Origin of the sequence: Leptospira ryugenii, assembly GCF_003114855.1 — a bacterium.
Classification (GTDB): Bacteria; Spirochaetota; Leptospiria; order Leptospirales; family Leptospiraceae; genus Leptospira_A; species Leptospira_A ryugenii.
On the sequence record NZ_BFBB01000005.1, the window covers coordinates 106,931 to 119,755 of the forward strand.

Here is a 12,825-nt window from a genome sequence, read left to right on the forward strand (position 1 = left end):
CTTATTTCTAAAATTGGGAAACAGTTTTTCTAACGAATTATTTTTGCATCTGCTTTGGTGGGAATATAGGAAATCCCTACCGATTTGGGAAGATTGATCCGCTCCACTGCAAAGTCACAAGCAACCTCACGCCATAGATAACTCCCTTCCAGATGGCTTTCCCCTTGGTGGATAGCAAACCCTAGGCTATACTTCCCTTCTGAGAAATAAATAGGGAAATGAAACCTTACGACTGCCTTGTCATTTGCATCCAAGGCAATTGGTTCCAGTTGTAAAAGGAAGGTATTGGTACCGTAGATACGATTTCCTCTTTCATCATCGATATGAAATCCAACTGTAACATTTTGCATCTTTGTCAGAGCTGAAAACTGAATCTTTAGGCTAACTGTCTCCCCGACGTAGAGCAATTGGCTTTTAAGACCGTTATCTCTATAAAATCCAAAATCTAGTTCCTGAATGAATTCTGATGCTCGGATAAAATTTGCTTCTTCTAAGGTTTCAATCTCACCGGCTACTAATTGCATGTAGCGATCCATTCCGACTTTGGGTGCGCCATCAAAGACAAGTTCTCCTTTTTCTAAAATCAATACACGAGAACAAAATGTACTAACCAATGCTAGGTCATGACTAACAAACAATACGATTGATCCTTCTTGTAAAAAAGCACGAAAGCGTTTAAGACATTTTTGTTGGAAGCTCGCATCTCCCACTGCCAATGCCTCATCTACAATTAAAATATCTGGCCTTATCGCTGTTGCTAAACTAAAGGCCAAGCGCATTGCCATTCCCGAGCTGTAGTTTTTGACGGGGACATTGCGATACTCGCTAAGTTCAGCAAATGAAAAGATCTCATCGATATGATCTTTGATCTGCTGGGGGCTATATCCCCAAACTAAACCATTATAATAAACATTTTCTTCACCGGAAAGCTCTGCATTGAATCCAAGGCCTAATTCCAATAGAGCTCTCACAGTCCCAAGTACGGAAACTTTGCCTTGGTCTGGTCGGGTCACTTTAGCAATTAACTTGAGTAATGTGGACTTACCAGCACCATTTCGACCTATGATCCCAAGAGCTTCACCTTTTTGGACAGAAAAGGAAATCTTTCGCAGTGCATACAATTTTGTATCAAGTCCAAAATAACCAAATGTAAGGCCAGTGAGCAATCGATGCCAAGCTTTGGAAAAGCCTTGGTATGATTTACTGACTTGGTTTAACTCTAATACCATATGGTCCAAAATCAGAGGTGATCTAAAACAACAGCTTGGAATTTACGTTTTGATAATAGATAGATCAGGATAAACGTAAGCAAAAAGGGAAGAAAAGAAATCCAGTGGAATTGTGAAACATAGTTGGGAATCACACAGGCCCGAAACATATCGAGAGGCACGTTCAAAGGATTCATTTGGTTTACTTCTTTTAGAAAGCCCTGCGGAAAGTAAAGTATGGGCAAGCCCCAAAACATGATTTGGCTTATCAATCGAACGAGAGGGGAAATATCTTTCAAGAGTATATTCAAACGAGAGAGGTAATGCAAAAGCAAGTGCAAATAAAAGCCAGTTAGTAAAATACAAAGGTAACCGAGAAAAGCGCCAAAGGGGTTTAATTGACCAGAAACATACAAAAGAGCATACACTGGCACCAAGGTAATCGTCGCATGGATGAGGTATTGGAAGAGAGGTATGGAGAGAAAAAGGTCCAGACCCAAAGTAGAACGCTTCAATAAGGATCTGTTGTCCGTTAAGATGCTTGTTCCTCGCACGAGGAGCTCCTGCAAAGGGATCCAAAACACGAGGCCTGTCAGGAGGTAGGAACTCTGGTCCCAAGTCTGGTTTGGGTGGCGGATGCCTAGGACCAAGAAAACCGTTGCATAGATGCTAATCAGAAGCAGATTTTGCAATAGCATCCAAGATATACCAAGAAACGAGCCTGCGTACTGCAAAGCGTAGTCCCTGCGAACGAGAGCCCAAATGATCCCAAACGTTGTCATACTTCCATTTTCGGAAGGTAGAACCCGCTTCTGGACTGGATTCCAGAAAGACTGAATGCGGGCGATTTGCACCCGCAAAGCTAGGTGTTGAGGAATTACATCCTCTTTAAGTTTCTCTGGCCAAGATCTGAGAGTTTGGGGGAAACCCAGTCTCCCTTTTGGACCACTTCACCTTGGAAAGCCTCCATGAGATACTCTTCAAACGTTTTGCCTTCCTGTGAGGAAGCAAAACCTCTTTTGGGACCTTGCCCTGACAATCCACTCTCTTTGTGGCGGTTGTAAGCGGGTTGATGGATGGATCTAACGATCATATACTTTTCCTCCCCGTCGTTCATTAGACGACATAAAAATTAAAAATAGCACCAATAATATACTAAACGCTTGTTTACACTACTTAACAAATGATGGGCTAAGTCAATGTTTTTTTGTGCGTTTCATTGGTTTCTTACCTCCTAGAATACAAAAGCCCTGGGACAAAAGGGCGCATTCGCGTATTTTTTTTTGAAAAAAGGAATCGTATTATGACTCTTTGGCTGCGGGTAAGCAAGTAAAAAACGCCAATCCGCCCTTTTTCCACCTTGTTCCCTGGGATGTGGAGGAAATGGGAGTATGCTGCATTGGCTGTATTCGCCATCCTTGGGAGTATAGGCCCTCTGCATTCGGAGCCCTATTGCCCCTTTCCGCCTTCCTTCTGGCTGAATGCTGGCTTTACCATGAAGGAGTCTGTGGAAATCTTCCAAGCCTGCAAACAGGAAAAAAAAGAATTCTTTCTTTGGTTACAAAAAAAGCCAAAAGAAAAAAAAATCTTAAGCCTCATCTACCGAGAGAAATCAAAAGCGAAAGCAAAACATACCGAAACGAAAAAAGAGAAGCCGACCAAAAAGACTGAGGAGCTAAATATCCAATCCTTTCTTGCAGGTAGTTACCAAGTAACAGATAGCAGATACTTTCCTTTGTACGAACGCAATCATTCCTCATTTCAAATGGGAGGTAAAGTGTATCAATATAGATGGATCCTAGAAAAAAGAGACAATCGTGTGTTAGGTGGTTTTTCTTTTGAGGGAAACCTATTCCATGCCTATTTAGGGTCTCGTTATAAGCCTATGCCTAATTTTTATTTTGCGAAAGACCCAAATTTCTTTTCCCAATTTGATGGCAATCAATCCCATCTTCCACAACCTTTATTGGATTCTCACTTTCTCGGTTTCAATACAAAATTTAAGCAAGAGAAACTTTCCCTTGGGATTTACAAATCCTACACTGTTTCCCCTGATCCAGGATTTTACTTTGTTAACCAAGAAAAATCTTTCGCCTTCACCTCTTCCCTCACGACAGGGATAATCAGTCTCTATCTGCAAAAGAGATTTGTATGGGAAATGTTTCCTGGTGTGAAGCACCATATACAAGGAGAGGGCATAGGCTCGGCAAAATCTTGGATAGGATTTGTATTCCATCGATCAGAAATAAATAACTTAAATTTAAAATTTGATATCACTGGCTACCGAAACCAACCAGGGATCAATATACCTATCTCTGAACTCTCCGAAAAACAAGGTAGCAAACAAGACTTAGGTTTTCAAAGGATCCGATATAAAGAATACTACCAGTGCGAAACTCTGTTTTCCAGAGAAGGGCTTCGCTATGAATCTGGCTTTGGAATACTATATCCAGTTTGGATTAGTGCATATGGAGCCATTTCTTTTCGCTACCGATACTATGAGGAAAAAGGATTTTACAATGAACATTCATTTGGAAGAGGTATCTTCTATGAGTACCGTGAAAACAACTCGATACTTAGCTTAGGGATCGAGTCTAGAGTCAATAAGCTTCAGTATGAAGCAAAAATTGCCTATCCTGTATTTCCAAATTACAGATTTGAACTAAGTATACTCCTTCGAGATAAAGATATCATGATGAGGTCATGGTTTGAAAATTGGTCTTTTGCAACTGACTTCAATATGGATTTGGTGGACCGTCCCCAAATATGGAAATTAAAGTTTGTAGGCCAAAACTTGTCTCTAAATGTAAGTATTTCCGAAAAAAAAGGAGATCCCAATTATATATATTATACAAATTTTCAGTTTCAATTTTTGTTTTAAGCTCTAATATAAAAGTTCATCACTTTGGATTTCAGAATATTTTTTCAATAAAAAAATGGGAATGCTATTCTTATCCGTAAATTCATCGGCATTGGCTGGCAACTTCCTACGGATGGGATTGAGCAATAATCTGCCTTTTGCGTCCTTTTCAAAGAAATAATATCCTATCCATTGCCCTTTGATGAGATATGGATTCCCTGGGAACAATGAGCGAACAAACTCCTCCCCCTCTTCATCAAATTTATTTCTTCGGTAGCGAAAGTGAATTTCTTGTCCATTCCAATCGTAAAAAACAACAAAATCACCTTCTTTGGCTTTAAAAAATAATTTCCATTCTTCAGGAAATTTACCGGCAGTTTTGAACTCTTGTTTTCCTTCGATGATTCTTTTTTCTGAGAGCGGAATTGGACTTAGATAACGTTCTTTTGTGTTTTCTTCTGCAGATGTACTAAGAGTAAAGATGAAACACAAAATCCAAAATTTAAGTTTCAATCGTTCATTCTGTAACATTTTCTGCCTTTTCACTTTCTTCCTCAGGGCTTGATACTTCTACCCCTTTGATTTGGTCGATTGCTCTTTTGGCTGCTTTTTGCACTTTGGGACTTGGATCACGATCTCTTTTATATTCCAAGAGGTCAAGCGCAGAGGGATCTTTTAAATTTCCCATGTGCTCTATCACACGCAGGCGGACCATAGCATCATCGTCTCTTGCGAATTCATTCAACTCCTGGATGACATCTTTATCACCTAAAAGTACGAGCGCACCGATGGTATAAATTTTGAGAGATTGAGCTTTTTTGCCATCTAATTTGCCAGCAGTCTTTTTTAAAGAATCCAATAATTCGAGTAATTTAGATTTTGCATTGTTAGCTTTTATTTTCCCTAATGCATTGATGGAATAACATCTTAAAGTTGTCGGGGCAGCATCGTCAAAAGCTAAGTCAGATAACATAGACTCCGCGGAAGAGTCTTTAACTGAGCCAAAATATAAGGCAATCTGTGCTCTTGTATCGCTATTGTTAAACTTTTCTTTGAATTTTATTTGGAAAAACGGGGAAGCTTCGATGCCATTGGGTAATTCAGCGAGTGTATTAATCATTAAAGTCAACTGATTTGAGCTTTTAGTGAAATCTTCTTTTCTTACTTTCTCAATCAGAGGGCCCACTGCGGTAGTCAGTTTTAACTTTTTGGCTGTAGAGATAGCCTGTTTCGTGACATCTTCATTTGGATCTTCAAAAAGACGAATCACAAGGTCACCAAATTGATGTAAATTTAGTTCACCTACGGTTCGTAATACGACAATTTTTACTCCGATGTCTTTTTCGGATTCTAACAATTCTCCTAAATACAGGTACAATTCATTGGCTTGTTCTTTAGGGAAAGACAACAACTCAAACAGAGCCTGTTTTCTTTCCTGAGAGGTTCCATAACGTAATACTTTAGAAAGGACTTCTTTCTTTTTGAGGATTTGTTCCTCGGTCAATTGTCCTTTTTTCTTTTCAACTTTTGTGGGAGGGTTTTGTGGATTGGTTTCGTTTGTTTGGGTGACCTCCGAAGAAAGGAGACTCCCAAACAGCAATAAACTGATTACGGTACAGCGCTTAAGAGCGGCTTTCCAATTCCTCGATTCTACGGTTGAGAGCCTGGATGAGGTGTTGGTTTTCCAAGTTTTGACGGAATTTTTCCAGGAGGTCACCAATGTCTCGGGAGAGCTCTTCGATGTTCCAGGGTTTTTCCACATAACGACTCAATCCTCCATGATTGACGGCATAGATGGCCGAATCCAAGCCTGCCTGCCCCGTCAGTAGAATTTTGATCGCATCAGGAAGCTTTCTATGCACCTGTTCGAGGAATTTGTCCCCTTTCATTCCAGGCATTACCTGATCGGAAACAATCAATTCTACAATATCGTTGCCAGATTGGATTTCATCGATGAGGGAAAGAGCCTCTTCAGCGCTTGTCGCCGTTTCAATCGAATGAGAATCCCCAAAGCGAGCCATGAGCTGCTCAGCCAGTGTTTCCAGCACCGATACTTCATCATCGACACAAATGATATAACCTTTACTCATTCTATTCCTCTTTTCCTATCTCTCCCTAGTAGACGTTACGACTGAACCAAAGGGAAACCATACTTTGTCTTTGGGGAAGGAGCCTCTAAGAGAGGAACCTTCCAAATTTGTTCCGCATACTCGCGAATGGTCCTGTCGGAGGAAAATTTCCCCACCCGTGCAACGTTTAGGATAGATTTTTCTGTCCAGGAGTCTTCGTTTAAAAAATCACTCGCAATTCGGTCTTGTATGCTATCGTAAGCGGCAAAATCTGCAAGAAGTAAATAACTATCTTGGTAGACGAGACTATCGTAAATGGGGTTAAAAATGCCATGCTCTGAAGGTGAGAAGAAATTTTCTCGGATCATCAAAAGCACCCGTTTCAACTCACTATTTGCCTCTAAATAATCCTGAGGTCGGTAGCCCTTCTCTTTCAGAGCAAATACTTCAGGAGTTTTTAGGCCAAAAATATAAATATTCTCTTCTCCTACTTCTTCTAACATCTCAACATTTGCACCATCCAAGGTTCCCACTGTCAGCGCACCGTTTAACATGAATTTCATATTGCTCGTACCAGAGGCTTCTGTTCCTGCAGTTGAGATTTGCTCTGAAAGATTACTTCCAGGAATGATACTCTCAGCCAAAGACACTCGGTAATTTGGCAAAAAGACCAATTTCAATCGATCGGCGACATCTGGGTCATGGTTCACCACTTGTGCCACATTGTTGATCAATTTGATGATCAATTTTGCCATATAATATCCCGGTGCAGCTTTGCCTCCAAATATGACTGTTCTCGGCGTTACAGTTATGTTTGGATTTTCTTTGATCCTTCGATAAACTGCGATCACTCGCAGAACATTTAACAATTGTCTTTTGTATTCATGAAACCGTTTGATTTGTGTATCAATCAGAGAATTTGGATCTATGCTGATTCCCGTTTCACTCTTAATCAACTTTGCTAATCGATCTTTATTTGTCTTCTTTACTTTGATCCAATCAGCTTTGAATTCTTTGTCTTTGACAAATGCTTCTAAATTTTTTAACTCACTTAAGTTTGTCGCAAACTTTGGCCCTAATTTTTTTTGGATTAGGTAAGACAAACTAGGGTTAGACTGAATGAGCCATCTCCGAGGAGTTATACCATTGGTTTTGTTATTAAACTTTTCTGGGAAGAGTTTATAAAAAGATTTGAAGATTGTAGTGGTGATTAATTCAGAATGGAGAGCCGCCACACCATTTACCTGGTGTGAGCCTATAACGGCAAGATTTGCCATGCGAATTCTTTTTTCTGCACCTTCTTGGATTACACTGACTTCACTGATTTCATCAGGTGAAAGTACATTCTTTGCCTTCGCCCATTCCAAAAATCTAAAGTTGATCTCATAGATGATTTCTAAATGACGAGGAAGTAACCTTTCGAATAAACTCACCTTCCATGTCTCTAAAGCCTCAGGCAAAACTGTATGGTTTGTATAAGCAAATATCTTTGTAGTCAAATCCCAAGCGTCTTCCCAAGACCAGTTTTCTTGGTCTACCAAAACGCGCATGAGCTCTGCAATGCCTATGCTTGGATGTGTATCGTTTAATTGGATGGCAACTTTTTCTGCGAGATTTTTGTAGGTGCCCTCAGCTTGTTTGTGTCTCAGCAAAATATCTTGGAGAGAGGCCGCGACCATAAAGTACTGTTGTTTGAGTCTGAGTTCTTTTCCTTGTTCGGTGGTATCATTGGGGTAGAGTACTTTGGATATGTTTTCAGAGATAGACTTATCTTGGACTGCCCGCATATAATCCCCGTGGTTGAAGTAATCCAAATTAAACTCTTCCGATGATTTTGCTGTCCATAGCCGTAAATAATTAACAGTGCTTGTATTGAAGCCAGGGATGGGACAGTCATGTGCCGCTGCGAGCACCGTCTCCGCTGGGATCCAATCGTGTTCAGTACGTCCTCTGCCTGAGATTTTAGTTTCAGTATAACCATAAAATCCAATCGAATATGTAATGTCTGCACGGATCACTTCATAAGGAACTCCGTCCGCATCCCAATGGTCGGGCATCTCGACCTGTTGCCCATTTGCAATGATTTGGTTAAAAATCCCATAATCATATCGTATGCCATAGCCAAATCCGGGTACATTTAAGGTTGCCATAGAATCCAAAAAACAAGCAGCTAGTCGACCCAGACCTCCATTCCCTAAACCAGCATCCATTTCAAATTCTAAGACTTCTGCCAATTCAAGTCCGAATCCTTTGATCATCTCACTGACAATGTCGTACAAGCCAAGGTTGATCAATGCATTGGAAAGAGTTTTTCCCATTAAGAATTCTAGGGAAAAATAATAGACCTTTTTGGGATTTGTTTTGCGGTATCTTTCATCTGTTAGGTTTAGACGATCGATTAAAAAATCTCTCACGGTATGGCCTAGGGCTTTGTAGATATCCTCGTTTTTTACTGTGTATTTATTTTTGCCGATCGTGTATTCTAGGTGATGAGCGAACTGCTTTTCTAAAGAAATAAGATCAGCTTTTTGTTCTTCCGAAAGGAGGCCGAGTAAACGAGAGTTTTCTTGGATCATGAGAGCAAATTCTACTGATCCAGCCTTTGTAATTCAAGTAAAAGAAGAGAAAATTAATCCCTTGCAGAAACTTTTCTTTCCAAGATGAGTGTGGCACCGATTGGAATTTTGTTTTTTTCGAACCAGCCTAAATTCACCTCAAGAGCATACTTCGCTGGTTGTAGTGAATTGTACAACTCTTCCGTCTGGTTGGGTTTCATATCGTGAGTTTCCAATAAACTTAGGTTTGCATCAAAATAACCAAGAGAAAGCGGTAGCAAAGTGTTTTTCATCCAAAAGGATAGGTATTCTTTTTTGGGAAACACGAATAACATGCCTTGGTCTTGGCCTAATTCCTTTCGGTTCATAAGGCCCAAGGCCCTCGTACTTGGATTATTTGCGATCTCCAATTTGATGGCTTTGTCGGCAATCGAGCCGAATACAAATTCCGTCTCAATAGGATAAGATTCTGTGGCTTGGCAATTCAGAGAGAGAAAGAGTGAAATGACTACGATTATTGATTTTGTGAGCATATTCCCTAACCTCCAAAATTAGGTTTTCTTTTTTCTAAAAAAGCGCCAAGCCCTTCTTTGGTTTCAGGGTCAGAAAAACGACCACCAAACAACTGTCTTTCCCATTCGATTCCTCTTTCTAAATTGCCTTCCAGACCTTGGCGGATTGCCATCTTGGCAGCACGAATGGCATTGGGTCCTCTTGTCAAAATGGTCTGGATCAATTTTTCAGATTCCTGTAACAAGTCTTCGGCAGATGTAATTTTGTTCACTATGCCAAGTCGGTAGGCCTCTTCTGCAGAGATCATATCTCCTGTAAAAATCAATTCACTCGCTCGGCCAACCCCTATCAAGCGAGGCAGACGCTGGCTACCACCAAATCCTGGAAGAAGACCCAAAGAAACCTCAGGCAATCCGAGCTTCGCAGAAGAAGACGCATAACGAATATCACATGATAAAGCAAGCTCTAGACCACCTCCTAGTGCAAACCCATTCAAAGCCGCAATGGAGACTAAAGGAGAAAGTTCGAGTTTACGGAAGACTTTTTGGCCAAGCTCAGAAAAGTCCCTTCCTTGTGGTTCCGAAAACGTTTGCATTTTTGCTATATCGGCACCTGCTACAAAAGCCTTTCCCTCACCTGTTAGAATAAAGGCTCGAAGGTGTTTATCTCGCTCCATCTCATCAATTGCAATGGATATATCTGAAATGACCTGATCATTCAGTGCGTTTAGGGCCTCTGGCCTTTTGATTGTCACCAAAGCGTAACTATTTTTTTTCTGAATATCTATGAAACCCAAGTGTATCTCCGCTATTTAATCTAATTCTAGTATTAAGAACATTGTGTCATCCAAAAATGAGACGATTCCGTATTCTGATTTCAAATCTTTGATAATGACATCCTGCAATTCTTCTAAGGAACCCACAGTTTTATTGCGATTTAAAATATGCAATAATCCTTCTGTTCCCAACTCTTTGCCTGATGAAGTCACACATTCAATAAGTCCGTCTGTATAAATGACAAATCGATCGCCAGATTGAAATGGAACAACCTTTTCCTGAACGATCGGCGAACGAATATTAAATCCTAGAATAGATCCATCTGTTTCTATCTCTTCATAATTTCCGTTTTTCGGACAAAAGAGAAGATATGGATGACCTGCATTTCCAATGGTTACTTTTTTGTCCAAAAAATCAAAGAATAAGTAAACTGCAGAAGCATGGTATCGATTGAGATCTTTTGTTAGACGAATATCCAAATACTCAAGAAGTTTTACTGGAGAAAGTTTGAATCGGTAGGGAATTGTCGACACCAAGACTTTCATGATGGAGGCAACCATAGCGGATGAAATCCCATGACCTGCCACGTCGGTCAAAAACACTCCTACGTTTCCTTCCCGCAATTGAACAAAGTCGAAGAAATCCCCACCGATTGTATTTGGATTTTGACGATAGAATTTAAATTTGAGACCTTGGATTTGCTCATCAGCAGGGAATAGTGTATCCTGAACCTTCTTGGCAAGTTCAAGATCTTGTTGGATGACACGTTTCTCTTCTGCATATTTATAAAGTTCTAATATATTCTTACGTTTGTTGATGATAAAGAACGTGCCGATCGCAGAAGCGCCAGCATAGGTTAGTAGCGGAAATAATCTGGCAAAGAGTGAAGTAGAATTTAAAAGACTTTCCGGAAGAAAAAAATTAAACACAATATGAAACATAGAAAAGTAAATCCCAGGGAGGATGCAAGCCCAGCGCTTTAGCCTAAGACTGTATACGAGGATGATAATGCTACTGACCATTAAGTAAGCATTGAACAAATAAAAGTTCTCTAGACTTGGAAAGAAACTCAAGGAGTGGGATACTACGTAATAAAAAACACCATCGGTTACAAAACCACCCAAATGAATCGCAAGACTCAGTATCTCCCGTTTGGTATTGATGATGCCAAACATCAAAACTCGAATCAAAGTGATCAAAAACAAGAATGGCAAGACCGAGGGAACGATCCTAAAAAATGGTGGGATCAACAAAAGGAAATAAAAAAAGAAATGAATGAAGAAGGCATAATACAGGAAATCGCGTTCATATTTTTTCTCCATGACGGAGAGAATTTCCTTGTTTCTTGGGCTGTCCTCCCAAGCATACTGTTTCCAGTTCAAATTTGTAAGAAAGAAAAACATGCCTAAGGCTCACCCCAAAGTATACTTTCAATCTCCGAACCATTTAAGGTAATCGTGAAGGATTTGCCCGTATCGAGATATTGATCCATTTTCGCTGCTAGATCCAATGCTTCCTTTTCCGAGTCGATACGAAAGAAAAATGGAAACGAATTCACTTTGTAATTGTAAGGAAAGCGATCAGATACGATAAGTGTGACACGGTAATGATTTGTACGGGATTCCAGCACAATGTGACTTACCTCTTTTCGCGACAAGACACGAGTCGTCGGAAGTCGGTTCCATGGGTTTGATTCAGCAAAAATACCAAAAGCGAGGAAAAAATAGCAGACTGAGAATCTCATCCTATGATAGAATTTTGAGAAGTCTCTCGTATTTGAATTTAGCATGACTCAGATGAAAATGCCTTTATACATCCTTTTTCTTTCCTGCATTGTGATTGTCAACTGTAGAGAGAAATCTGTGAATATTCCTACCAATCCATATGCTTCCTGGTCATTAAGTGATCCAGGCTTGCAAAGGAGATCTCTCAATTTCCCTCTCGGTGAAGAATGGAACCTTCGCGTTCAGGATTTAGATGATGTTCACCAAAATACCATCATCTCCTTAAATGAAATCGATGGAATTTCGGAAAGGCCAATAGCATCTCCACAGGCAGCCGATTTTTCCAGGAAGCTTTTTGCTATACGTAAGAGTTTCCCTGACAAAGTAAACCAACAACTCGACCAATACTTGATGGGCATCTACTTCGTTAAAAATTTAGGGAGCTCTGGTGTAACAGGTATTATACGATATAACCAAGAGCCGATTGGAGGCATAGTTTTTTTGGATACCTCACTTCTATCCAAAAAGGCAAATGAGTGGGCTAGTTACAAAGACCGATCTGTCTTTCAATTGAAAGATGGGGAAGATTTGTATGTAAAAATTGAGGAAGATGAACAAAACAACATAGAAAATGCACTCGCTTTCATTTTACTGCATGAATTTGGCCATATCATCTCCGTGGTGGATAAAATAGCTCCTGATACTAGCCTCATGAAACGAGATTTTCGAGGCTTCCCCTTTTATAAAGGATTTTGGCTGAGCGAAGTAGAGTCCGAATATGATGCAAATATTCATAAAAAATCTGAGATTAAATTTTACGCAAAAGGTAGCATACCTTTAGATCCCGATGGTTTGGATATCTACTCTGAACTAGAGGACACACCGTTCGTTACTTTGTACGCTAGCACAAATGCGGATGATAGTTTTTCTGAAGCCTATGCCTCCTATGTGCATGTGGTATTACAAAAGAAACCCTATGAGGTCTATTTCAAAAAAGGCCAAGATACAAAGCTTATCTTTAAAAATGGGATCACAAGAAGTGATGCCGAAAACCAAGTAGAGGTTTTAAACAAGCTGTTCGGTATCAAATAGTCGACGATATCAAAAGCACCTAATCTTT

13 protein-coding genes are annotated in these 12,825 nt (G+C 40.1%); 2 read left to right on the forward strand and 11 right to left on the reverse strand.

Annotated elements, in window-relative coordinates:
• Nucleotides 1-29: 29 nt before the first annotated feature.
• From DI060_RS10390 to DI060_RS10400, 3 genes are all read right to left on the reverse strand, one after another.
• Nucleotides 30-1,229, reverse strand: a complete 1,200-nt coding sequence (locus DI060_RS10390; protein ID WP_108976561.1) for an ABC transporter ATP-binding protein — start codon at nt 1,227-1,229, stop codon at nt 30-32.
• Nucleotides 1,230-1,240: 11 nt separating this feature from the next.
• On the reverse strand, nt 1,241-1,990 hold the full coding sequence (locus DI060_RS10395; RefSeq protein ID WP_108976443.1) for an ABC transporter permease: 750 nt from the start codon (nt 1,988-1,990) through the stop codon (nt 1,241-1,243).
• Between the two features lie 95 nt (nt 1,991-2,085).
• A complete protein-coding gene (locus tag DI060_RS10400; RefSeq protein ID WP_108976444.1) occupies nt 2,086-2,301 on the reverse strand; it encodes an LIC12298 family protein in 216 nt (71 codons plus the stop codon).
• Nucleotides 2,302-2,607: 306 nt separating this feature from the next.
• Between DI060_RS10400 and DI060_RS10405 the strand changes: the two genes are divergently transcribed.
• A complete protein-coding gene (locus tag DI060_RS10405; protein WP_135355038.1) occupies nt 2,608-4,089 on the forward strand; it encodes a hypothetical protein in 1,482 nt (493 codons plus the stop codon).
• Between the two features lie 3 nt (nt 4,090-4,092).
• Here the strand turns inward: DI060_RS10405 and DI060_RS10410 are convergent, their stop codons facing one another.
• The 8 genes from DI060_RS10410 to DI060_RS10445 all read right to left on the reverse strand — a co-directional run bounded on the left by DI060_RS10410 (nt 4,093) and on the right by DI060_RS10445 (nt 11,611).
• Complete coding sequence (locus DI060_RS10410; protein ID WP_108976446.1) at nt 4,093-4,599, reverse strand: LIC_11959 family protein; 507 nt, start codon at nt 4,597-4,599, stop codon at nt 4,093-4,095.
• Nucleotides 4,586-5,572, reverse strand: coding sequence for a HEAT repeat domain-containing protein (locus DI060_RS10415; RefSeq protein ID WP_244594355.1), 987 nt, complete (start codon nt 5,570-5,572; stop codon nt 4,586-4,588). The genes DI060_RS10410 and DI060_RS10415 overlap by 14 nt, the downstream gene beginning before the upstream one ends.
• Before the next feature lie 118 nt (nt 5,573-5,690).
• The gene (locus DI060_RS10420; protein ID WP_108976447.1) at nt 5,691-6,158 is read right to left on the reverse strand and encodes a response regulator; all 468 of its coding nucleotides are present in this window, start codon (nt 6,156-6,158) and stop codon (nt 5,691-5,693) included.
• A gap of 35 nt (nt 6,159-6,193) precedes the next feature.
• A complete protein-coding gene (locus DI060_RS10425; RefSeq protein WP_108976448.1) occupies nt 6,194-8,713 on the reverse strand; it encodes a glycogen/starch/alpha-glucan phosphorylase in 2,520 nt (839 codons plus the stop codon).
• A gap of 53 nt (nt 8,714-8,766) precedes the next feature.
• Complete coding sequence (locus DI060_RS10430; RefSeq protein ID WP_108976449.1) at nt 8,767-9,225, reverse strand: DUF192 domain-containing protein; 459 nt, start codon at nt 9,223-9,225, stop codon at nt 8,767-8,769.
• Nucleotides 9,226-9,230: 5 nt separating this feature from the next.
• Nucleotides 9,231-10,001 (reverse strand): enoyl-CoA hydratase/isomerase family protein, encoded by a 771-nt coding sequence (locus DI060_RS10435; RefSeq protein WP_108976450.1) that lies wholly within the window; start codon nt 9,999-10,001, stop codon nt 9,231-9,233.
• A gap of 15 nt (nt 10,002-10,016) precedes the next feature.
• A complete protein-coding gene (locus DI060_RS10440) occupies nt 10,017-11,384 on the reverse strand; it encodes a PP2C family protein-serine/threonine phosphatase (RefSeq protein WP_108976451.1) in 1,368 nt (455 codons plus the stop codon).
• Nucleotides 11,385-11,386: 2 nt separating this feature from the next.
• Nucleotides 11,387-11,611, reverse strand: a complete 225-nt coding sequence (locus tag DI060_RS10445) for a hypothetical protein (protein WP_244594356.1) — start codon at nt 11,609-11,611, stop codon at nt 11,387-11,389.
• A gap of 232 nt (nt 11,612-11,843) precedes the next feature.
• Here DI060_RS10445 and DI060_RS10450 point away from each other — a divergent pair, with 232 nt between their 5' ends.
• Entirely contained in the window at nt 11,844-12,797 is a 954-nt protein-coding gene (locus DI060_RS10450) for a hypothetical protein (RefSeq protein ID WP_135355039.1), read from the forward strand.
• The last annotated feature ends 28 nt before the right edge of the window (nt 12,798-12,825 follow it).

Bases quoted from the DNA above. Each gene is read 5' to 3' on its own strand.
- DI060_RS10390 (WP_108976561.1), bottom strand. From the start codon at position 1,229: ATGGTATTAGAGTTAAACCAAGTCAGTAAATCATACCAAGGCTTTTCC.
- DI060_RS10395 (WP_108976443.1), bottom strand. From the start codon at position 1,990: ATGACAACGTTTGGGATCATTTGGGCTCTCGTTCGCAGGGACTACGCT.
- DI060_RS10400 (WP_108976444.1), bottom strand. From the start codon at position 2,301: ATGATCGTTAGATCCATCCATCAACCCGCTTACAACCGCCACAAAGAG.
- DI060_RS10410 (WP_108976446.1), bottom strand. From the start codon at position 4,599: ATGTTACAGAATGAACGATTGAAACTTAAATTTTGGATTTTGTGTTTC.
- DI060_RS10420 (WP_108976447.1), bottom strand. From the start codon at position 6,158: ATGAGTAAAGGTTATATCATTTGTGTCGATGATGAAGTATCGGTGCTG.
- DI060_RS10425 (WP_108976448.1), bottom strand. From the start codon at position 8,713: ATGATCCAAGAAAACTCTCGTTTACTCGGCCTCCTTTCGGAAGAACAA.
- DI060_RS10430 (WP_108976449.1), bottom strand. From the start codon at position 9,225: ATGCTCACAAAATCAATAATCGTAGTCATTTCACTCTTTCTCTCTCTG.
- DI060_RS10440 (WP_108976451.1), bottom strand. From the start codon at position 11,384: ATGTTTTTCTTTCTTACAAATTTGAACTGGAAACAGTATGCTTGGGAG.